Origin of the sequence: Labrys miyagiensis (assembly GCF_030160835.1) — a bacterium.
Lineage (GTDB): Bacteria > Pseudomonadota > Alphaproteobacteria > Rhizobiales > Labraceae > Labrys > Labrys miyagiensis.
Map to the genome: position 1 here is coordinate 89,139 of NZ_BSPC01000034.1, position 21,850 is coordinate 110,988.

Sequence of the window (21,850 nt, forward strand, 5' to 3'; positions counted from 1 at the left end):
CGACCTGTGACTTTGTTCAAACGAAATAAGGATGGGTGGGTATTTTGGGGGGCGCAACGCGAGCGCACACAAGTTGTGTGCGCGGCCTCCCCCGCAGCGACTAAGGGATTCACACATTGCAGGAAAGGGCGCGGGTCATCCTTCCCCGGTTCCGGGGAAGGTGGACCGGCGCAGCCGGGCCGGAAGGGGTAGGGTGGCGCTGCCTATCCAAAAAATCAGCTCTGTCGCGCCACTCTCCCCCTTCCGTCATTGCTTCGCAATGCCACCTTCCCCGCAGTCGGGGAAGGATGACCCGCGCCTCTTCTTGCGATGTGTGAATCCCACCAAGCGCACGGGGCTTTTGCGCCTTCGCCCCTCACTCTTTCCCCGAATCCCGCCAGGCGCGCTCGAAGGGCAGCCGCCAGGCATGGGGTGCAATCAACTGGTGGATCGACTTCGGGCCCCAGCCGCCCTGGTCATACAGCCGCACGGGCGGCGGGTTTTCCAGAAGCGGGTTCGAGACCTCCCACAGGCGCTCGATGCCCTCGGCGGTGGTGAACAGCGTGTGGTCGCCGCGCATGGCGTCGAGGATCAGGCGCTCGTAGGCCTCCAGCACCTCGCCGAGCAGATTGGTTTCGCTCATTGCGAATTGCAGGCTGAGCTTGTCGAGGCGGAAGCCTGGGCCGGGGCGCTTGCCATAGAAGGAGAGCGAGACCTTGGAGGAGTCGGCGAGGTCGAAGGTGAGATGGTCGGGGCCCTGCGCGCCCACGCCGGAGCCGGCGGGGAACATGCTCTTGGGCGGCTCGCGGAAGGCGATGGAGATGATGCGCTGGCCCTCGGCCAGGCGCTTGCCGGTGCGCAGGAAAAAGGGCACGCCGGCCCAGCGCCAATTGTCGATGGCGCATTTGAGGGCGATGAAGGTCTCGGTGTCGCTTTCGGGATCGACGCCCGGCTCGGAGCGGTAGCCGATATACTGGCCGCGCACCACGTCGCGCGGCTCGATCGGCAGCATGGAGCGGAACACCTTGTTCTTCTCCTCCGAGATCGGCGCCGGCTCCAGGGCGGTGGGCGGCTCCATCGCCATGAAGGCGAGGATCTGCAGGAGATGGGTCACCACCATGTCCCTGTAGGCGCCGGTGGTCTCGTAGAAGGCGGCGCGGGTGGAGAGCCCCAGCGTCTCCGGCACGTCGATCTGCACGTGGTCGATGAAGTTGCGGTTCCAGATCGGCTCGAACAGGCCGTTGGCGAAGCGGAAGGCCAGGATGTTCTGCGCCGGCTCCTTGCCGAGGAAGTGGTCGATGCGGAAGATCTGCTTCTCGGAGAACACCTCATGCAGCTTCTTGTTCAGCGCCACCGCGCTGGTGAGATCGATGCCGAAGGGCTTTTCCATGATGATGCGGCAGCGCTCCACCAGCCCGGCCTGGGCGAGGAGCTGCACGGCCGAGAGCGCGGCGTTCGGCGGCACGGAGAGGTAGTGCACGCGGCGGCATTCGGCGCCCAGCGCCTCCTCGGCCCGGTCGACCGCCTCCTTCAGCACGCCGGCGCCGGCGGCCAGCGGCACATAGTCGAGCGAGGCGGCGAAGGCCTCCCACTCGGCCTGCGTGAACTTGCGGCTGGAGAACTTGTCGAGGGACTCGCGCGCGATGGCGCGGAAACCGTCCGCGTCGATGTCGTCGAGCGAGACGCCGATGATGCGGCAGCCGGGAATGAAGCCCGCCTTGGTGAGATGGAACAGCCCCGGCAGCAGCTTGCGGCGGGAAAGGTCGCCCGTAGCGCCGAAGAGCACGACGACCTGCGGAAAGCCGGGTCCGACCCGCATGGAATTCTTCTGCAAAATACCCGTCCCCAAGTCTTTTGTTGCGCCCTGCGGCTGAGGCTGAGCCACCCCAGGCTTCTTCAGCCGCCGGACGGCGGGTTTCTTGCCTGGACCAGTCACCTGCGAGCCCTACACCGGATTACGAAGCGATAGGTGCATGGATGGCAGTCGTGATCAAGAGGGGCGGCGAAAAAGTGAGGGCCGGATAGTTAAGGGGGACGGGCGAGGGGTGGGGGGAGCACAACTTGTCATCCTGGACGCGCCGCAGCACGTAGTGATGCGACGCAGATCCGGGATCGTCTGCCAGAAAGGGCGTTCTTCTTGTAATGCGGTCCCGGATCTGCGTTGCATCACTGCGTGCTGCACCGCGTCCGGGATGACGGATGTGGCTTCACCCGATAGCCCTCGGCGTCGAGCACCTTTCCGTTGCGCCGCAGCCGCCACCCCCGAAAGCCTCAGGGCACAGCGGAAACAAGCAGGAAGACGGCGAAGATCACCACGTGGATTGCACCCTGCAGGACGGTCGTCCGTCCCGTGCCCAGGGTGAGCGTGCCCACGAACAAGGTGAGGGTGAGCAGCGTCATGTTTGCCGGCGAAATTCCGAGCACCAGGTTCTGGTTGAGCGCCAACGAAACGATGGCAACCGTCGGTATGGTCAGCCCGATGCTGGCTATCGCCGATCCAAGCGCCAGGTTGATGCTGTTCTGCAGTTGGTTTTTGACCGCCGACTTCGCAGCGGCAATACCCTCCGGCAGCAGGACGATTGCGGCGATGACCACACCCACGAAGGCGTGCGGCAGGCCGGCGGCGGCGATGCCCATGTCCAGGGGGTAGGACAGGATCTTCGCCAGCAGCACGACGGCAACGAGCGAAACCAGCAGGAGCCCCAGGCAGATCATCGCCTCCCGGTTGCTCGGCTTTTCCGACGAAGGCTCATCCTCCTCGCTTTCCGGCTCGGCAGAAACCGGAGCGTCCAGGAAGTAGGCGCGATGCTTGACGGTCTGGACGAAAACGAAGACCCCCCAGAGCACCAGCGAGGCCGCGCCGACGACGGTGATCTGCGCTGCGGAGAAGGAAGGGCCCGATACCGTGAGCGTGAAGTTCGGCAGGATCAGCGTGAGGGCCGCCAGTGTGCCGAGCACGGCAAGGGCCGAAGCCGCGCCCTGCAACTGGAACCTCTGCTCGAAATGGCGCCTTCCGCCCATGAGGAGGCAAAGGCCGATCACGCCGTTGAGGACGATCATCACGGCGGCAAAGACGGTGTCCCGCGCCACCACTTCGCTGCCCTTGGCGCCGGAGAGCATGATGGAGACGATCAGGGCGACCTCGATCACCGTTACCGCGATGGCCAGGAGGATGGAGCCGAAGGGCTCGCCCAATTTGAGCGCCAGCACCTCCGCATGGTGCACGGCGGCAAAGACGGCCGCTCCCAGCAGCACGCCGGCCATGACCAGCACCCACACGGCGTCCGATGGCACGAGATGCGCGAATTTGAGGGCCAGCAGCACCGCGGCCAGCAGCGGCGCGATCCATGTCCAGGCAGGCAGGGAAGCGTGAGCGTGGCCCGACATGATCGGCCTTTCTCCTGAAGGTTCAGACCCGCGAACCGGCGCTGGGTCTGCTCATATATGCAGTCAGACCGACTCGCGTCATCTCATTTTGGCTGCGATCCGGGGCGCGAGAGCAGAGCATCTTCTGTCTCACTCGGCCGGCGAATATATGGGCGTCATTCCGGCTGGAGCGAAGCGGAACGCCGGAATCCATGAACACAGACTTGCGAGAACTGTGTTCATGGATTCCGGAGCTCCCTTCGGTCGTCCGGAATGACGGCCCCTGCGATCCGACCTGATGCCATTACGCTCCAGATCAGCAATCGCTTCGTCAATGCACGGGACGCCCGCCATGATCAACAGCGGGAACGGCAGCAGAATTTCGTCTCGCATGGCATGCCGGAAGAAATGCCTCGAACGCGCCTAGAATTTGTAGACGAACCCGCCGCTGAAGATGTTCAAGCCGGCTCCCACCTTGGTCTGGCCGGGGGGAAGGGTCTGGAAATTGTGCTCCGAGAACTCGCTGCGCCTGTATTCCACACGCAGCGTCGCATGCTCGCCCCACAAATATTCCGCTCCCAAGCCGGCGGTCCAACCACTCAGGGTGGCGCTGTCCGAACCGGCGACCGCGTTCTTGATCTCCAGATTGGCGAAGGCGTAGCCACCCGTCCCATAGATCAGGATGCGATCGAAAGCGTAGCCCAGGCGCCCCCTGACCGAACCGACCATATCGACATTGCTCCGGGTGCGGGGCAGGGCTCCGGGCGTGCCCTTGCCATCCATGAACGAGTAGGACAGGTCTGCCGTAGGGCCGAACACGATATTGCCCATCTGGAAATTATAGCCCGCCTCGGCCCCCAGGGTGACGCCGTCATCGTCCTTGAGGTAATGGCTGCCGCGTCCGCTGAAGGACATGGTCTGGTAGGTCAGGATCGGCTTGGCCCAGAAACCGCTCCAATCATAGGGCGCGGCCAATTCGCTGTAGTGGGGAATGATGAGCGAGAGCGGCATCGGCAGATTGCCGATCGGCCGCAAGGCGTCCGGCAAGCTTTGCGCCCCCGCCGTGCCCGACCACCCCAAAGCGGCGACGGCGAGCACCATGGCAATCTTCATTTTCATTCGCAAAGGCTCCAACCGAACCGGCACTCCAATGGGCGCACAAATTCAGTGTTGTAGGTTCAAAGCAGGATTTTAAGAAGTCTCGATTTCGCCACAGGTGTAAAAATTTAATTTACCGTTAACGGGTGTGTTTTTTACATGCCACATCGCATGGATATAATATTTCTGAGCTTTTTGGCTATTCGTGCTTTAATTTTTCTGCGAAATACTCGTATTTCGCCACCGCGACGAGCGGATCGGCCAAGCAACCTCGATCGTCATCGAGGGGGTCAGGAAGTCGGCCGGTCATGCTCCTGGCGAGACGACTGGCCCAGTCATGCGTTTCAAGTCGGACTCTGAGGCGTTTCCGATGACCCATGGGCAGGCATAATAGTCTTCGATGCGGTCGATGACGCCGCCGGCGACATGGACACGAACCGGCCACGCGACCTGCCACTGGCCGCCTCGCTGGAAGAGCACGAGCAGGACAGGCTCTGCGTCGATCGCCCCGAACTCCAGGGTCCACGCCTCCGGGTTTCGCTCGTATTCGGCGAAATAGGGAGAGCTTCTGAGCAGGCCGTCGAAGCAATCGGCGACCCGCAACCGCGCATCGGCGCTGGTGAGGCCTCGCACGCCATCCCAGTCATGGCGGTTGAAGAGGTCGACATAGCGCTGCAGCAGCCGCGCGGTGTCGGGATCAAGCGGACGGCTCGGTTCGCCGGTCGGTTCAGCGGGCAAGCCGGCGAGCTTCGCCCGTCCACGGGAGAGCGCGGATTTGACGCCGCCAACCGTCGAGTCCACGAGGTCCGCAGTCTCCTCCAGCGAATAGTCGAACACGTCCTTCAGGAGGACGCAGGCGCGCTCCTTGGGCGGCAGGTGGCCAACCAGCCGTTCGATGGCGCGATGTGCATCGGTCGTCGCCGGCTCTGCGGCGACGGCGCCGATGTCGTCCGAATAGGCGCTCTCCGCGTGCTCGCGCGCATCGCGCCGCCTCAGAAAGTCAATGCAGCGATTGTGAGCGATGCGAAACAGCCAGGGTTTCAAACTGCGGGCATCATCGAGGGTCTCGATCTTCGTGTAGGCCTCGAACAGCGTCTCCTGCATGAGATCCTCACCGTCGAGCCGCGAGCCGGTCATGCGGGCGCAGTAGCGATGCAGTTGGGCGCGGACGTCCGACACCGTCTCGAGGAAGGCTCGATACCGCGCATCGAAGAGGCCGGTCGGTCGCTCAGGCATGTCCTTCACCTGCCACATCTTGGCGTCATCGAGGAACATGGGTGAGGGCAATGATGCCATTCTTGGAGCGATGCGCGAGTCATGCGACCTCCTGACTCTCGCTGCGTGCTGCCGCGGTTCCAGTCAGGCCGAGCTTGGGGCGAACCCATTGTGCAAACCGCTCTATCGCATCGTCGGCTTCGGGAGCGCGGCCAGCCATCATCTGGAACGAGTGCAGCATCCCCGGAAATACCTCCAGGCGCACCTCGACGCCGGCGGCCTTCGCACGGTCGGCGAGCGCCCGGCTGTCGTCGAGCAGGGTTTCGTCTTCGCCCGCTTGCAGACAGATCGGCGGCAGGCCCCTGAGATCGGCAAAGATTGGGCTGGCGAATGGATGTCGGGCATCGGCCCCTCCGAGTACTTGCGATGCCAGCATATCCACGGTCGCCTTCTGGAAGAAGACGTCCTTCTCGCGGTTGGCTTCGTAAGAGAGGCCGCTCGCCGACAGATCGTGCCAGCCAGAGATACTGAGGATCGCGGCCGGCAGCGGACGTCCCGCATCGCGGAGTTTCATCGCGGCCGCAATGATCAGGCCGGCGCCGGCCGAATCGCCTGCACCTATGGTGTGCTTCGGCCCGATACCCTGCTCGGCCAGCCACTCGAACGCGGTCACGGCCTGCTCGATTTGGCGCGGGAACTTGCTCTGGAACGAGTAGTCGTAAGTGGCGAGCAAAGCGTAACAGCCAATCGCCTTGGCGAGGTGTCCGACCATCTTGCGATGGGTCCAGATCGATCCGCCGACATAGCCACCGCCGTGCAGGTAAAGCATGACCCGATCTTTGGCCGCCAGTTTTGGCCGAACCCACAGCGCGGTCTTGTCGCCGAGGTTCGTCTCGACGTAATCGACGCCGCCCGGTTCCGTCGTCAAGACAGACCACTCGGAGACCTCCGGCGGCAATTCCCGGCCGCTGCGCCAAGCCTCCGCGAGCGTTTCGTAGTGTATCTTGTTTGCCAGGCTCTGCTTGCTGTCCATTGTCACGCTCCAATTCGTTTAGGAGGGCGATGGTAAGGTCGACCGCCCATCAACAGCTAAGACGGACGACTCCAGCGAAAGGATACGTCGCCGGCAGATTTAGCGCTTCAACGGTGACAGTTATCTCGGACCTCGGTGCCAGGCCCGACAAGGCCAGGCTGCTCCACCCTGCGCCGTGGGATCCTTCGTTCCGGACATTCGCCGATCGGCGGGATGCTTCGCCTATGCCGCCGCCGGGTGGCCTGGGTCCACATCTGGTCTCCCAGGCTGACTTCGACGACCGCTTGGAACCACATCGAAACCCGGCCATCCGCCCACAGCCCCGGCGACACATCCGTTGTGAGAAGCATGGCCGCGCGCTGGTTGTGGAAAAAATGGTTGTTTTCGACCAGCCAGTCGGGCGATCGCTCCGTGGGGCGCGATCACCGCGATGGCTTGGCCGTCGACCTCATGGATGATGTCCGTCGGTCCCTTGCCGGCTATCCGCCACGAGCGGCAGGCCGCTATCTGCCGCGGGAGCGGCTTCGAGCCCGGGTTTGGCCAAGGCCCATTGACTTAGCCAATTCGGAGCGCTGCTTGGCGTAATTGGGCGCGACCATCGGGTAGTCATCGGGCAAGCCCCACTTTTCCCGGTATTCCGCCGGCGACATGCCGTATTGAGACGACAGATGACGCTTCAGCGACTTGTATTTCTTGCCATCCTCCAGCGAGATCAGGAAATCAGGTGTCACCGACTTGCGGATGGGTACGGCCGGAACCAGCTTGGGGGCTTCGACGGCGACCGCCGTCTCGCCACGGGCAAGCCGATCGAGAGCTCTGTGCGTTTGTGCGATCAGCTCAGGCAAATCGGCGGATGCGACGGAATTGTGGGCGACATAGGCAGCAACAATGTCTGATGTCAGTTCAGCGATAGAGGTGTCCATAATGGCTCTTTCATGCAATGAGTGCAAAAGACCGCCAGCAATGACCGGGGTACGATAACAACGGCATTGGCCACGCAGTCCATGCCGTCAACATGCCGAATAGAGTTTGGCTAATTTAAGTCCGCGTATCCGAGTTTCGTCTTGATCAACACCAATCCTGCGGCGTAACGGTATGATTATCCCGCTCCGGTCGGCGGAAAGCAGGCGTCTTCACCTTGATACTGTCGACGAGAAGGTGCGGATCATCGAAGAGACGCCGGCGCCTGGCGCGTGGCGGCGGCAGGCTCGGGGCGCGGCCGGCGTTTTGACGGAGCCGCGCCTGGGTCCAGTCCGAATTGTCCCGCTTCTCAGCGAAAATCAGCATTCAGGGCCACACCCTCGGCAATTTATCGACCAGAGAGAGGCTCCAATTGTGCGCGGAATCAAATGCATCCGCACCACGCCGCTTCGTATCTTCCACAGCGGAAGCAAGAATGCCGCTCGTGTTAGCAGCACTCTCCTGGTGTGGCTGAACAAAGTCTGGTGGATAGTGCAGATCTGTCGACGAAAATGCCGTTTTTTCCGATCCTGCGGCGATTGGAGAACTGGCCGATATTGGAAGGGGTGCCGCTGCTGCTTTAAGACCTGCCCTGATAGATGATGCGCGCACGAGAGAAGTTTTGATCTTTGGGCGCTTCGGCGGCGATGGCACCAGGGCCATCCCGTCGGATAGCTTCGCCGCGTTCGGTTCGGACGTCCTGGATGGATTGTCAGGGGGTGAGGAGGGTTGGATCGCCACAGGCACTGGTGCCGATTGGAGGGGAGTCATCCCTCCCGATTCCGGCGGAGTAATAGGCGCTGGTGTACCAGGAATCTTGGCTGTCGTTCCCGCCGCGATGCAAGCTGCGACTAGAACGATCGCCGCGACCGGGGAGAAGAACTTCCGTCCGAAAATAGCAACGCCCTTGGGCCGGAAGGGGTGTCTTTGCTGCATACTTGCCTCATCCACTCGATTTGCTCCGCACAGCCTCGGCGAGCGGAGCGCTGGGAGCATGATTGATCGCTCGAGTGTTGATCTGGATTTCTAGTTGTTGGAAAATGTTGCTGGTCGAGAAGCAAACTCAGACCAGATTACGGTATTGAGAATACTGCGGCCCTCGACCTCAATATCACCGTCAACGGTCATTACAATTCGAACCGGTCCAGTTGTGACCAAATCGATAGTTATAGCACCAGTTTTACAATTGATTGTAACGGTTGATTCATCGTAACCTTTGTATTTCACCACCATACCCCTCCGCTGATTGATTTGAGATACCCACTTCTGAAGATCAGCGCAAAGCGTTATTGCGCTCGACGCCTTCGGTATCTTCCAGAAGATCGATCATGCATTGAGCAAGAGCGCCGCTCAGAAGGCATCTCCCATCAGCAGCGGAGCCTGCATAGTCGGACTTCTGGAAAGTAAACGCTTCAATATTGAGGACGGGCAGCGTAGAGGCTTCTCGGATGCGATCGATCATGGCGGTCGCCGTGACGACGGCCCTATAGCGGTCCAGGGTCGCTGCTTCCACAAATTGGCTGAATTCATACGTGGTTGTTACGGCGAAGCCACACGTTGTAAGGATCTGGTTGACTGCCGCCACCGCATCGGGGTTCGTCAGGCAGACCAAGATGTGATGACGAACATTATTGTCGAACTCGGTCTGAGGCATAGTATAATTCCATGATAAGAAACCTTATGTTCAGATGGAAACAATATTGCGATCCTTCGTTAGACAATGTGAAGATATGTTGAGTTATGTTTCCGAGGTCTTATGTTGATATTTTTCATATTGGGTGATTGATTTCCTGCCACGACCGGCATGGTGCTTGAATTTTCAGCGAGTGCCAGCGTCTGTGGAGAAGATCGCTCAAACCGAACGCTGGGATTGAGGCGTGGAGTCGGCTTGAGCCGGCAACAGGAGACGTACTGTCAGGCCATGGGGGCTACGGTCAACGAAAGACAGCCGACCGTGATGATCGCGGACAATATCGTGGACGATCGAAAGGCCCAGTCCAAATCCGGCGTCGCCGTCCGTCGCCCTGGCGGAGTCGCCTTTGAAAAAGGGTTCCAGCGCCCTTGTCTTGAGCTCGTCCGGCAGGCCGGGGCCATCGTCGCTGACATCGATCTGCAACGCGCCGCCCGGCACGATCTCCAGGCTGACAACGACATCGGTCGCGAATTTGGTGCCGTTGTCGACGAGGTTCGCCACGGCGCGGTAAACCCCGTGCGGCTTGCAAAAGTAGGTCAGACGCGTCGGTCCCCGATAGGAGACGGAGAAGCCGGCATTCGAAAAGTCGGCGCAAACCGTCTCCAGCAGGCTTGGAAGATCCGCCCGCAACAGACGTTCCGTCGCAACGTCCTTACGCAGATATGTCAGGGTCTCTTCGATCATGTCGTTGATGCGGGAAATGTCGCTCAACATGCCGTCTCGCAGCTCGGGTTGCGACGACCGTTCTGCGCGGAGCCGGAGCCGTGTCAACGGTGTGCGCAGATCGTGGCTGATGGCTCGCAGCATCCGCGTTCGATCATTGATCATGGTGTGGATGCGGCTGCGCATGTCGTTCAGGGCACGCGCCAGCATGCTGATCTCGCGGGCACCCTTCTCGCTGAAGGGTCTTTCGGGGCCATCATCCGGGGCGAGGGACTGGGCGGCCGCCGCGAACCGCATCAATGGCGCCGTAATCATGAAGCCGGCATAGATCGTCAGCAGGATAATAACCGGGGCGATCGCAACGACGGCCCAGAGCACAACAGGCATCAGCACCCGCAGATCGAGCGCTCCGGCATCGGGTCCAAGAGTGAAGGCCAATGTTCTCGTGTCGTCGAGCCCGACAATCACAATGTCATGCGCCGCATCCGGGGAGGCGATGTGGCGAAGCTGGACATCGGGCAGGTCCGGGAGGCGTTTTGCGACAAGATTTCGGATATCGCCATCTGAAGTCAGCGCCTGCGTGTCGCGGTCGATCTCTTGTCGCGACATCTCCTTCACCGGCACACCGGCTTTGTTCAGCGCACGCACAATGTCCTGAGCCTGCGCGGGGCTGTCCGCGGCACGGATGGTCTTTACGGCCATTTCGATATTCACCGCTGTCACGTCGGCATTGCTGATGACGCGCCGTGTGCCTCCCATCAGTTCGGTACCAGCCGCGAAGATGACCACCAGAAGAACCGGCGCCACGGCCAGGGCGATGATGGGCTCGCGCACCGAACCCGACCTGAACCTATCCAGCAAGGACATCAGACGCGCTCGACCGTGGGCGTGAAGAGGTAGCCACCCAGCCTGACGGTCTTGATCATCACGGGTTCTTTTGGCTCGGGCTCGATCTTCTGCCGGACGCGGCTGATGTGGACGTCGACGCTTCGCTCCACCGGACCGGCAAGGCCCGCATGGGTAAGGCTCAGAAGCTGCTCGCGCGAGAGAACACGACCCGGGTTCTCGCAGAACGCCAGTAACAGATCGAACTCGGCCGTGGTCATCGATATGTGGACGCCATCCGGATCCGTGAGCTGGCGGGCGACGGGATTGATCCGCCAACCGGCGAAGGTCAGTATTTCGGGGCGTGGTACGCTGGGTGTCGCGTAGGCGGCCCGCCTGAGGAGGCCCCGAATCCGGGCGATCAATTCGCGGGAATTGAAGGGCTTGGCGACATAGTCGTCGGCCCCGAATTCGAGCCCGATAATCCGGTCCGTGTCGCCACCCATCGCGGTCAGCATGATGATGGGCATCTGCGTTTCGAGCCGAAGCCGCCGGCAGATGGCGAAACCGTTTTCGCCGGGAAGCATCACATCCAGTATCACGAGATCGAAATCCTGTTTGCGCAACACCCTGTCCATCTCAAGCCCGGACTGGGTGACCACAGCGTCGAAGCCATGCTCGGACAAACTATCCCTGAGCATTCCCGCGATTTCGCGGTCATCCTCGACCAGGAGTATGCGGGCTCTCGAAGGATGCGCTCTGACATGGGTGAAGTCGGTCATAGGTACAGGCCTGTCGTCGACGGACGCACAAGATGACATAGGACCCCTGCCATCGCCATCTGTCGGGCAAGGTCGAGGGGATAGCAGCAATCCGTCATGGAGCATGAACATTCATCCAGACGATCATGGCGAGAAGGCTGACGACGATCGCGATTGGAAGGATGTTTCTTGCCATGAGGATCATCGAGTGGCGAGGTTATTGTGGCCGCGAAAGCGCTCAGCAAGTCCGCAGCCCTGGCTTCCGGAAGCAGCAGCGATGCAGCCAGCCCGTTTTGCCGGTTTCCGCATGAGGAAGCGCCAGGGCGCGTCCTCACATGGTGCGGTGCTGCTGCGTCCCGGGATCGGCGTCACCTCAATTGCGCCATCAGTGCATCCGCACCCTTGTCGATCCCGGCCTGCGCGGCGGCCAACTTTCCGATACTCGCTCCAATGTTGTAGGCGCTCGGATATTGCTTGCTCACGAACGCGGTAAGCAGGCGGGAGGTCGGCGCATCGAAGATCTCGACGGTGTAGATGACCGAGCCGGTGAGCAATCCCTCACGATCGCGGGCGGTCTGCACCCCGTTATAGACAGCGCCGGCGATGTCGAACCGCGACAGGGTGCCGATAACCGGCGTGGTGGTTGCTGCTCCTGTCAGGGTCAATCTGATCCGCAATGTGTTGGGTGCGGGACGAGTTGCCAGTGTGAAGCGGCTGAGCAGCTTCTCGGTGAAACGCGTCTGCATATAGCGGGCGAGCGATACCTTATCCTCTTCAGCCATGTCGCCGAATTGCTGATCCGCGCCCCGATAGACTACGACGGGTTCAACGACGACCTTGTTGTAGGCGCGCCAGTCGACCGCTGAGGTATAGCGATAAGGCATGCGGCCGGATGTGTCGGAGGGGTTCGGTGCCAGATAGGATGACGACGCAACTCCCGAATAGGAAACCGGCGTCACGCTTGCGCATCCCGCCAAGGCGGGAAAGAGCGCCAGGACCGCCAGACGACTCGCCCGCGTGAGTGTGTGCATTTCAAACTCCTGTCTAAACATTAGGAAGCGCGTGAATGAGGCAGGGCCAAAACGACGGCAGTCGAATCGGCGGCTTAACGGTGTTGATTCGGGGGTTTGCGCAGTGCTGCGAAAAACACTGGAGCTTCAATAATGGCTCGGCGGTTGCCGTGGATTTAGAGTTGTTTAGAAATATTGCTGGCGGGGTCGAAAGCCGTTCGACCGCAAGTTCTTGACGCCCCAGAAAGCCTGTCTTTCGCTTGGGTTTGCTTGGCTGCTGCTCAAGGCCATAGCCCGCCCTTCAAGCGGCAGGCTGTCTCTTGGCGCCGACAATGGGGCCAGCGATCGCACCTGAAATCATCGCAACGCTCACACCCATCTTCGGCTGTTGCGACCGGAGCGCCCGTATGGGCGCAGAACGCAAGCCTTCAGTGAGGGGAGAGGTGCGAGCGACTGTCCCATCTGCCGGTTGGATGTGAATCGGCATCATGAAATGACCGTGCAGCGAATATAGGCGACCGCGGTCACAAAAGTCGCTAAAGCCATCGACATGGCAAATCATAGATTCAAAGTCGGACAACTTGTCGAGCCTGCCGCTGGCGCCGGAAAGCCAACGGGCAGGCCCACTTACGAAATCGTCAGCCTTCTGCCCAGCGAGGGGCAGGAGCCGCGCTATCGCGTCAGGCGCTCCGGTTCTCCGGAGCGGGTGGTGGTCGAGTCACAGCTTGTATTTGTGGCCGACGCCCCGGCGAAATCGGCGCGGCCCAGCATCTCGATTTCAAAGAAATAATCGCGTCTAGAGCGCTTTATTTTCAGATCGAATCACCAAGAATCGCAAAATACGTTTGATGCCAACGAGTTAATTTGCGGGTCCGCTCCTATCTGAACGCATTTTGCTCTAGCGATACGCTGCCGGATCGGGGATCGGCACCGCGGCGATCAGGTCGCGGGTATAGTCTTCGCGGGGGCTGGTGAAGATGGCATTGCGCGGACCTGCTTCGACGATTCTGCCATGGCGCATCACCGCGACATGGTGGCTCATGCGCTCCACCACAGCCATGTCGTGCGAGATGAACAGATAGGCCAGGCCCAGGGTTTCCTGCAGTTCCAGCATGAGGTCGAGCACGCGCCCGCGTACGGAGACATCGAGAGCCGCCACGCTTTCATCCGCGACGATCAGGCTTGGCCGCAGGGACAGCGCGCGAGCAATACAGATGCGCTGGCGCTGGCCACCGGAAAACTCGTGGGGATAGCGTGTGGCAAGATCGGGAGACAGGCCGACGCGGCGCAGCAGCTCCGCGACCCTGTCCTTGCGTTCGGCCGGCGTGGCGAGGCTATGGATCACCATCGGCTCGGCAATCGCGGCGCCCACGGTCATGCGCGGATCGAGCGAAGCGTAGGGGTCCTGGAAAATCATCTGGGCCTTGCGGCGCACCGGGCGCATCGCCCTGGCGCCGAGACCCTGGATGGGTTCGCCGCCGATGCTCACCTCGCCTGAAAAGGGCACCAGGCCGAGCACGGCCTTGCCCGTGGTCGATTTGCCCGAGCCGCTTTCGCCGACCAGGCCCAGGGTCTGGCCGGGCTGGATCTCGAAGCTCACATCCTTCACCGCGGCTGCCTGCTCCCTGACGCGCCGGAACAGGCCGGACGGCTTGCCATAGCTGACTTCGAGGTCGCGCACGAACAGGATCGGCCCAGCGCCGGCGGGGCTTTCGACCGGGGGCGTGCTGGTGATGCGCGGTGGCGCAGCGGTGCCGGCCAGGGCGCCGAGCCGGGGCACGGCGGCCAGCAATTCCCGGGTGTAGGGCTGGCTTGGGTTGCGGAAGATCGTTCGCACCGGCCCGCTTTCCACCAGCCTGCCATGCTGCATCACCGCCACGCGGTCGGCCATCTGCGCCACCACGCCCATGTCATGGGTGATCAGGATGATGGCGGTGCCGAATTCGCGCTTGAGTTCGCGCATAAGCGAGAGGATCTGCGCCTGCACGGTGACATCGAGCGCCGTGGTCGGCTCGTCGGCGAGCAGGAGCTTGGGCCGGCAGGAAAGGGCCATGGCGATCATCACGCGCTGGCGCATGCCCCCGGAAAGCTCATGGGGATATTGCTGCAGGCGCCGCGCTGGCTCGGATATGTGCACGACATCAAGCATCGCCATGGCGCGGGCGCGCACGCTGGCGCCTTCCGCCGCCTGGTGCTGGCGGATAGCCTCACAAAGCTGGGCGCCGATGCTCATCACCGGATTGAGCGAGGTCATCGGCTCCTGGAAGATCATGGCGATCTCGCCGCCGCGCACGTCGCGCATGGCCCGCTCGGAAAGCCGGGCGAGATCGCGTCCATCGAGGCGAATGGTGCCCGAGGCGATGCGCAGGGAGGTGGCCGGCAGAAGACGCATGGCGGAGAGCGCCGTCACCGATTTGCCCGAACCGGATTCCCCCGCGATGCACAGGGTCTCGCCGGGCGCCACGCTCAGGCTGACATCGTTGATGACGCGCCGCGCCCCTTCGGGCGTCAGGGCGTCGACGCACAGGTTCTCGATGGCCAGGATCGGCCTGTCGTTCATCGCCACGGGCTGGTCCGCCAACAGAGCGGTCATGCAAATACGATCCGGGGGAAGTAGAACGTAACCACCCAATTGGGCATGTCGACGATCTCGCTGATCCTGAGGTCCCCGCAGACGGAGCAGAGCATATAGGCGTCCACGGGCGAAAGCCCGTGCTCGGCCGTGAGCAGGTCGATCATGCGCATCACGCTCTCTCTCGCGCCCGTCATCAGGTCGGGGCCGACGCCGGTGGTGACTTCATAACCGGCGGCATCGAGATGATGCGTCACAGGTCCGGGCGTGGTGAAGCGGGGAGAAGCGAGTTTGGTGTCTTTGATGAGATCGAGCGTGATCTCGACATCCATCTGGCTTTCGATGGCGGTGCCACAGACTTCGCCATCGCCCTGCGCGGCATGGGTGTCGCCGATCGAGAACAGGGCGCCGGGCACCTCGATCGGCAGATAGAGCGTCACGCCGGCGGTGAGGTCGCGAATGTCGAGATTGCCCCCGACGCGGCGGGGGGGCACGACCGAATGCAGGCCGGGCTCCGCCATGGCGACACCGACGGTGCCGGCGAAGGGTTTCAGGGGAACCTTGCCGCCGGGGCCGAACAGGGAGGGCGCCATGGTGGAAGGCTCGTACTTCCAGATATGGATGGCCGGGTCGGTGAACTGGTCGGCCAGCAGCCCGAAGCCTGGAATATTCGCTGTCCAGCCGAGCCCCGATGGCGCGAAATGCCGGATTGAGACCTTGAGCACATCGCCGGGCTCGGCACCCTCGACAAAGACGGGGCCGGTGACGGGATTGACCCTGGAGAAATCCATGGTCGTGACATCTTGCGCGGTAGACCCGGCATCGAACTGGCCCCCGGAGGAGTCGAGGCACTTGAAATGAATGGTCGAACCGGGCTCTGCCCGCAGAACCGGCACAAAGTCGCGGTTCCAGCCGAGATGATGATCCTTGCGGTGAATGGTGTAGTCACATGCCACGCACATGTTGTGGCCTTTCCTGCCTGGCAGTTTTCTTGAATGTGAGGCGCCGCCTGCCTCCTCCACGAAGTGGCGAAGGAGGCCTGGCGCCCTGGGATCGGGAGGGGCATGGGCCGGAGATGGCGCTCAGAGCTTCGAGCGTCAGATTCCGCAACGCCCCAACGGCATCCGGTGAAGAGGGCTCGAGAAGTCTATTGCTTCACGGAAATGCCGTCGTAATCGATCACCCGGGTCGGATCGATATAGACCTCGTCCGGGCCTCCCATGCGCTTTGATTTGGCCACCACGCGGCGCTCGTTGAACACGGGGATCCAGGGCGCATCCTTGGTCTGGATCTCGGTGAAGATCTGCTTCCAGACCTCGGCCCTTTCAGCAGCCTTGGCCGGCACGGGCATGGCGTCGGCCGCTGCCGCGCGGGGCTCCATGTCCTTGTTGCAGTACCAGGACCAGTTCCAGCCGCCCTGGACTGCGCTGCCGCAAGCCAGGATCGGGCCATAGAAGTCGGAGGGATCCGGGAAGTCGGCGATCCAGCCCAGACCCCCCGACCACGCCATGGCGGCCTGGCCCTGCGTGCCGCCGGCGGCGATCACATTGGGATTGGCCAATGCCTTGATCTCGGCCTTGACGCCGATGGCGGCGAGATCCTGTTGGATCGCCGCGGTGATGCGTGGCTGTGGATCCGTGTTGGACGTATAGATCTCGGTGGAGAAGCCGTCGGGCAGGCCGGCCTCGGCCAGGAGCGCCTTGGCCTTGGCGACGTCGTAGGGGTAGCCCTTGTAATCCTTGTCGTAGCCCGGCATCAGCGGCGGCAGCACCTGATTGGCAGGCGTGGCGCGGCCATTGATGATGCGCACGATGCGTTCCTTGTTGATGGCCATGTTGAGGGCCTGGCGCACCTTGGGATTGTCGAGCGGCTTGACCTGCGTGTTCAGGGTGACGTAGCTGGTCTCCAACTGGTCGCGGTCGACGATCATGCCGGCAAAATCGGGCGAATTCTTCATTTCCAGATATTTGGCTGGCGGAATGCCGTCACCGGCAATATCGACCTCGCCCTTCTGCAGGCGCAGCAGCGCGACAAGCGGCTCCTGGCCGACTTCCACCGTGAAGCCGTCGATATAGGGGCGGCCCTTGACGAAATAATCGGGGTTGCGGGCAAAGACCAGATGCTGGCCCACCGTCCAATCCTTCAGGATGAAGGCGCCGGAGCCGACGGGCTTCTTGCCGAAATCGCCATTGGCGGCGTCCACGGCCTCCTTGGGTACGACCGAGGCAAAGTTGAGCGCCAGCACGTTCAGGAAGGTGGCGTCCGGCTGAACGAGATCGAAGCGCACGGTGTGATCGTCGACCACCACGATGCCGTCCATGGTCTGGCTCGTGCCGGCGGTCATCTTGTCGGCGCCGACGATGGAGTGGAAGAAGCCGGCGCCCGGGCCCTGCGTCTTGGGATTGACGGCGCGTTCGATCGAATATTTCACGTCCGCCGCCGTGACTTCGCGGCCATTGGTGAACTTCACCCCGGGATGGAGCTTGAAGGTGTAGCTCTTGCCATCCGCCGAAACCTCGTAGGAATCGGCCAGAGACGGGCCGAGTTCCGTGGTGCCGGCCTTGTAGTCGACCAAGCGCGAGAACAGGCCGTTGATCATCGACCAGTTCTGCCAGTCATAGCCGATGGCCGGATCGAGCGTGGCGATATCATCCTTGAAGGTCACGGTGATATTGCCGCCCATCGCCGGCGTATCCGCCGCACGGGCCGCCAACGGCGCGGCGGCGAGCACCGCGGCGAGGGCCGTACATTTCAAAAACTGCTTCAACATCAAAATTCTCCTCAGTCTGGCCGTCTTGCTATTGCGCGCGGATGCGCGGGTCGATGAAGGGAGCGATGAAATCGGCGACGAGATTGCCGAGCACGATGGCGAGCGCCGAAACCAGGGTCACGCCCATGATGATCGGGACATCGAGGGTCTGGATGGCCTGCCAGGCGAGCTGGCCGATACCGGGCCAGCCATAGACCGACTCGACCACCACGACCCCGCCCATGAACTGGCCGATATCGATGCCGATCATGGCGATGATGGGCAAAAGCGCATTGGGCAAGGCATGGCGCATCACCACCCGCCAGGCCGAAACCCCCTTGGCGCGGGCAGTGCGGACATAATCCTGGCGCAGCACCTCGATCATCGCGGAGCGCACCATGCGGGCATACCAGCCGGCGCCAAGGACGCCGAGCGTCGTGGCCGGCAGCACGACATGGGAAAAGCTGCCGAAGCCCGACATCGGAAACCAGCCAAGCTTGGCGGCGAAGACGAAGAGCAGCAGCAAGGCCACCACGAATTGGGGTGACGACACGCCAACGAAGGAGAGCATCATCACCACGCGGTCGACGATGCCATCGCGGCGCACGGCGGCGATGATGCCGAAGGTCAAGCCAAGCGCGACTTCCACCACGATGCCGGCCGCCATCAGCGCCAGCGTTGCGGGCAGGCGGGCCAGGATCAGCGGCATCACCTGCGTCTTCTGCGTATAGGACCGGCCAAGATCGCCTCGCGCGAGCCCTTCGAGGTAATGCCAGAACTGGACGATCAGCGGCTGGTCGAGGCCGAGCTCGTGCCGGATGGCCACCACCATCTGCGGGGTGGCGCTGCGTCCCGCGATCAGCACCGCCGGATCGGCCGGCAGGCAGTAGAGCAGCAGGAAGGTGATTGCGGCGACGCCAAGCAGGATCAGGATCGACTGCAGCAGGCGCTGGCCCAGAAAGAGCACCATGTCAGCCCCTCCCGCGCTGGGTCGGGTCGAGGATGTCGCGGAGCGCATCCCCGATCAGATTGAAGGAAAGGGCGGTGGCCAGGATGATCGCGCCGGGAATGAAGACCAGCCAGGGCGAGGTCTGGAAGTAGCTCTGGTTGTCATTGATGATGTTGCCCCAGGAGGCTTCCGGCGGCTGCACGCCGATGCCCAGGAAGCTCAGCGTCGCCTCCAGCAGCACGGTGGTGGCGACGCCGAGCGTGCCCCATACCACGGCCGTCGGGACGAGATGCGGCAGGATATGCAAGAGCAGGATGCGGCCATGCCCGGCGCCGAGCGATCTTTCGGCGGTGATGAAGTCGCGCTCCACCAGCCCCCGTGTCTCGGTATAGGCGATGCGGGCGACCTGCACCCAGTTCACCATGGCGATCACCATCACGACGATCCACAGGCTCGGCTTGAGCAAGGCAGCCAGTGCGATGGCAAGCAGGAGGGCGGGAAAGGCCATCATCAGGTCGGTGAAGCGCATCAGGAGATTGCCGAAAAAGCCCCTGAGATAGCCAGCACTGATGCCGACGATCAGGCCGATCGCGACCGCAATGCCATTGGCCACGAGACCGATAACCAGGGAGGTGCGGGCGCCGAAAAGCAGGCGGGACAGGAGGTCACGGCCAAGGGGATCGGTGCCCAGCAGGAAGCGCGTGCCGGGCGGCAGGGGCATGCCCTCGTCCGTGGCGCCGTCGGGCAATTGCACATCGGGCGAGAACGGCGCCAGCCAGGGTGCGAAGAGGGCGCCAAACACCACGAGGCCGACGATGACAAGCCCGATCAACGCGGCGGGGCGGCGAACCAGTTCGGAGAGCACCCGCATCAGCCGGCCTCCGGCACGGGCTGGAGCCCGGTGAGGATCTCCGCGGCGACATGTTCGATCGTCAGCCGCCGGCGCATTGCGCAGCTCCTGAGCAGCGTATAGGCAGCGCTTTCGTCGATCGCCCGCGCCGTCATGATGGCTTGCACGGCGCTATGGACAAGAGGCCGAAGGCGCATGCGTTCTTCCAGGTCCGCCATGCGCCTGGCTGTCGCGAGACGCTGGGCGTGCATATGCTCGGCCATGACCAGGGCCGGATAGACGGCGGAGGCGGTGATAGGCTTGGAGATGATGGCGCCGGCGCCGTGATCCATCGCCCAGGCGATGCGGCCAGGCGCTTCTGATCCCAAGACCGCGATCAGGGGCATCGGCGCCTCGCCGGCCGCCCAGGGCAGCAGGCCGTTCCAGCCCTGATCGGCGTCCACGAAGACGATATCGGGCCTGGCTCGCGAGAGATCGAGGGCCTCCCATTGCGTCGTCGCCGTCAGGCCAAGCCGTTCGAGCTGGCGCATCAGCCGCTCGATGCCCTCGTCGACCCGGTGCAGCACCAGGGCAGTCCGGCCTCTGAAGCTCGGCGTTCCCGTCATCGCACCACCCTCAGATGCGTGGAGGTGCGGTGGGTGCGGCCGCCCACCAGATAGGGATCGGCGGCGATGGCGGGTCTCGAGGCCAGAATGTCGAAGCCGCCCTCCTGCTTGATGCGGCCGAGATGGAAGGGCAGGGCGGCGTGGTTGGTCTGCGGATCGATCGACAACGGCCCCAGCACGGTATCGACAGGACCCGCATGCAAGGTCTGCCGCACCAGGGCCGGATCGTCATTGCCGGCCTTCAGGATCGTCTCGACGCAGAGGCGAGTTGCGGTATAGGCGCCGGCGAAGAAGCTCGACACCAGCCGGCTCTCGCCAAGACGGGCAGCGACCCGGCGCTTGAAGGCGAGGTTGTGGGGGGTTTCCAGACTGTCGAAATAGGAAGCCGCCGAGAGCTGGCCGACCGCCGCTCCGCCGGCGATCTCACCGAGCTCGCATTCGGTGAGATCGCAGCTCACCACAGGACAATGGCTGGGCTCGAAGTGCGGATCGCGGTCGGCGAGAGCGCGCATCGCCGCCAGGAAGGCATAGCTTGCCGGGCCGATCAGATTGTTGAGGATGAAATCGGGCCGGCGCAGCTCGATATCGGCGATCAGGCGGTCGACATTGGTCTCCTCGAACGGCAGATAGCGTTCGCCCAGCACCTCGCCGCCCGCCTGCATGATCAGTTCACGGGCGAGGCGGTTCATCTCCCAGCCCCAGACATAGTTGGCGCCGGCCAGATAGGCCCGCAAGCCATAGCGCGGCAGGAGATGATCGAAGAGCGGCAGCAGATGCTGGTTGGGGCAGGCACCCGTATAGATCACGTTCTCATTGGCCTCGAAGCCCTCATAGGGGCACATGTACCAGAGCAGGCCGTCATGCTTTTCGATGAGCGGAATGACGTCCTTGCGCGACAGCGAGGTGATGGTGCCGACGATGTGGCGGCAACCTTGGTCGCGCAGCATCGAGCGCGCCTGGTCTAGATAAAGCCCGGCTTCGCCCGCGGGATCGCCGAACACCGGTTCGATAGCAGCAGCGGGGATCTCGGCCTTGAGCTCCTCGATGGCAAGCTCGGCACCGTCGCGGCAGTCGCGTCCGAGGGCAGCGTAGGGGCCCTGTGTCGAATAGAGGATGCCAATCCGGACGGCGCTCATGCGGCCCCAAAAAACGAAAAGCCCCACGCGATCCCATGGTGGCATGAGACGACGTGGGGCGAAACTGCCCGATGGCCCTTTGGCCGATGTGGCGGAGGTATTGCCTGCCGCTTGTGCACGATTAAAACACGAGCAGATCGGGGTCTGTCAATAGCTTTGTCGCGGTGCTTCGGGAGCGAGAGCACCCCGGTCAAGGAGTGAATTCGATCCGTGAGCCGATGTTGTCGGCCCACCTCCGCGACTTCGCGCGGGAGGCGGTCATGGCTCCGAACGCGGGCTAATAAAGGCGGGGAACGTCATTCCGGCGTGTCGCTACGCTCCAGCCGGAATGACGAACCGGTCCAGCCTCGACTCTTGTTAACCCGAGTTCAGAGCCCCAGGAGGCG

General features: G+C 62.6%; 19 protein-coding genes. 1 reads left to right on the forward strand and 18 read right to left on the reverse strand.

Annotated elements, in window-relative coordinates:
- Window positions 1–355: 355 nt before the first annotated feature.
- The 11 genes from zwf to QQL24_RS19080 all read right to left on the reverse strand — a co-directional run bounded on the left by zwf (window position 356) and on the right by QQL24_RS19080 (window position 12,624).
- The gene (gene zwf, locus QQL24_RS19030; protein ID WP_284313871.1) at window positions 356–1,798 is read right to left on the reverse strand and encodes a glucose-6-phosphate dehydrogenase; all 1,443 of its coding nucleotides are present in this window, start codon (window positions 1,796–1,798) and stop codon (window positions 356–358) included.
- A gap of 452 nt (window positions 1,799–2,250) precedes the next feature.
- Window positions 2,251–3,366: a calcium:cation antiporter gene (locus tag QQL24_RS19035; protein ID WP_284313872.1), complete on the reverse strand. Its 1,116-nt coding sequence runs from the start codon at window positions 3,364–3,366 to the stop codon at window positions 2,251–2,253.
- Between the two features lie 402 nt (window positions 3,367–3,768).
- Window positions 3,769–4,464, reverse strand: coding sequence for an outer membrane protein (locus tag QQL24_RS19040; protein WP_284313873.1), 696 nt, complete (start codon window positions 4,462–4,464; stop codon window positions 3,769–3,771).
- 285 nt (window positions 4,465–4,749) lie between these two features.
- The gene (locus QQL24_RS19045) at window positions 4,750–5,679 is read right to left on the reverse strand and encodes a sigma-70 family RNA polymerase sigma factor (RefSeq protein ID WP_284313874.1); all 930 of its coding nucleotides are present in this window, start codon (window positions 5,677–5,679) and stop codon (window positions 4,750–4,752) included.
- A gap of 79 nt (window positions 5,680–5,758) precedes the next feature.
- Window positions 5,759–6,691, reverse strand: a complete 933-nt coding sequence (locus QQL24_RS19050; protein WP_284313875.1) for an alpha/beta hydrolase — start codon at window positions 6,689–6,691, stop codon at window positions 5,759–5,761.
- A gap of 503 nt (window positions 6,692–7,194) precedes the next feature.
- Window positions 7,195–7,614, reverse strand: coding sequence for a Ros/MucR family transcriptional regulator (locus QQL24_RS19055; protein WP_284313876.1), 420 nt, complete (start codon window positions 7,612–7,614; stop codon window positions 7,195–7,197).
- 145 nt (window positions 7,615–7,759) lie between these two features.
- On the reverse strand, window positions 7,760–7,978 hold the full coding sequence (locus QQL24_RS19060; RefSeq protein WP_284313877.1) for a hypothetical protein: 219 nt from the start codon (window positions 7,976–7,978) through the stop codon (window positions 7,760–7,762).
- A gap of 946 nt (window positions 7,979–8,924) precedes the next feature.
- Window positions 8,925–9,305 (reverse strand): hypothetical protein, encoded by a 381-nt coding sequence (locus QQL24_RS19065; RefSeq protein WP_284313878.1) that lies wholly within the window; start codon window positions 9,303–9,305, stop codon window positions 8,925–8,927.
- A 198-nt stretch (window positions 9,306–9,503) separates the two neighbouring features.
- Window positions 9,504–10,841, reverse strand: a complete 1,338-nt coding sequence (locus tag QQL24_RS19070; RefSeq protein WP_284313879.1) for an ATP-binding protein — start codon at window positions 10,839–10,841, stop codon at window positions 9,504–9,506.
- Window positions 10,842–10,873: 32 nt separating this feature from the next.
- Window positions 10,874–11,614: a response regulator gene (locus QQL24_RS19075; protein ID WP_284313880.1), complete on the reverse strand. Its 741-nt coding sequence runs from the start codon at window positions 11,612–11,614 to the stop codon at window positions 10,874–10,876.
- A 347-nt stretch (window positions 11,615–11,961) separates the two neighbouring features.
- The gene (locus QQL24_RS19080; RefSeq protein ID WP_284313881.1) at window positions 11,962–12,624 is read right to left on the reverse strand and encodes a DUF3313 domain-containing protein; all 663 of its coding nucleotides are present in this window, start codon (window positions 12,622–12,624) and stop codon (window positions 11,962–11,964) included.
- 35 nt (window positions 12,625–12,659) lie between these two features.
- Between QQL24_RS19080 and QQL24_RS19085 the strand changes: the two genes are divergently transcribed.
- Entirely contained in the window at window positions 12,660–12,839 is a 180-nt protein-coding gene (locus QQL24_RS19085; RefSeq protein ID WP_284313882.1) for a hypothetical protein, read from the forward strand.
- A 662-nt stretch (window positions 12,840–13,501) separates the two neighbouring features.
- Here the strand turns inward: QQL24_RS19085 and QQL24_RS19090 are convergent.
- The 7 genes from QQL24_RS19090 to QQL24_RS19120 form a co-directional block, all read right to left on the reverse strand.
- A complete protein-coding gene (locus QQL24_RS19090; RefSeq protein ID WP_284313883.1) occupies window positions 13,502–15,196 on the reverse strand; it encodes an ABC transporter ATP-binding protein in 1,695 nt (564 codons plus the stop codon).
- Window positions 15,193–16,137: an acetamidase/formamidase family protein gene (locus QQL24_RS19095; protein ID WP_284313884.1), complete on the reverse strand. Its 945-nt coding sequence runs from the start codon at window positions 16,135–16,137 to the stop codon at window positions 15,193–15,195. The genes QQL24_RS19090 and QQL24_RS19095 overlap by 4 nt, the downstream gene beginning before the upstream one ends.
- Window positions 16,138–16,322: 185 nt before the next feature.
- Window positions 16,323–17,945, reverse strand: coding sequence for an ABC transporter substrate-binding protein (locus tag QQL24_RS19100; RefSeq protein WP_284313885.1), 1,623 nt, complete (start codon window positions 17,943–17,945; stop codon window positions 16,323–16,325).
- 28 nt (window positions 17,946–17,973) lie between these two features.
- Entirely contained in the window at window positions 17,974–18,894 is a 921-nt protein-coding gene (locus QQL24_RS19105; protein ID WP_284313886.1) for an ABC transporter permease, read from the reverse strand.
- A 1-nt stretch (window position 18,895) separates the two neighbouring features.
- A complete protein-coding gene (locus QQL24_RS19110) occupies window positions 18,896–19,744 on the reverse strand; it encodes an ABC transporter permease (RefSeq protein WP_284313887.1) in 849 nt (282 codons plus the stop codon).
- Window positions 19,744–20,328, reverse strand: a complete 585-nt coding sequence (locus QQL24_RS19115; protein WP_284313888.1) for an ANTAR domain-containing response regulator — start codon at window positions 20,326–20,328, stop codon at window positions 19,744–19,746. The genes QQL24_RS19110 and QQL24_RS19115 overlap by 1 nt, the downstream gene beginning before the upstream one ends.
- Window positions 20,325–21,464, reverse strand: a complete 1,140-nt coding sequence (locus QQL24_RS19120; RefSeq protein WP_284313889.1) for a transporter substrate-binding domain-containing protein — start codon at window positions 21,462–21,464, stop codon at window positions 20,325–20,327. Before QQL24_RS19120 ends, QQL24_RS19115 begins: the two co-directional genes overlap by 4 nt.
- Between the last annotated feature and the right edge of the window lie 386 nt (window positions 21,465–21,850).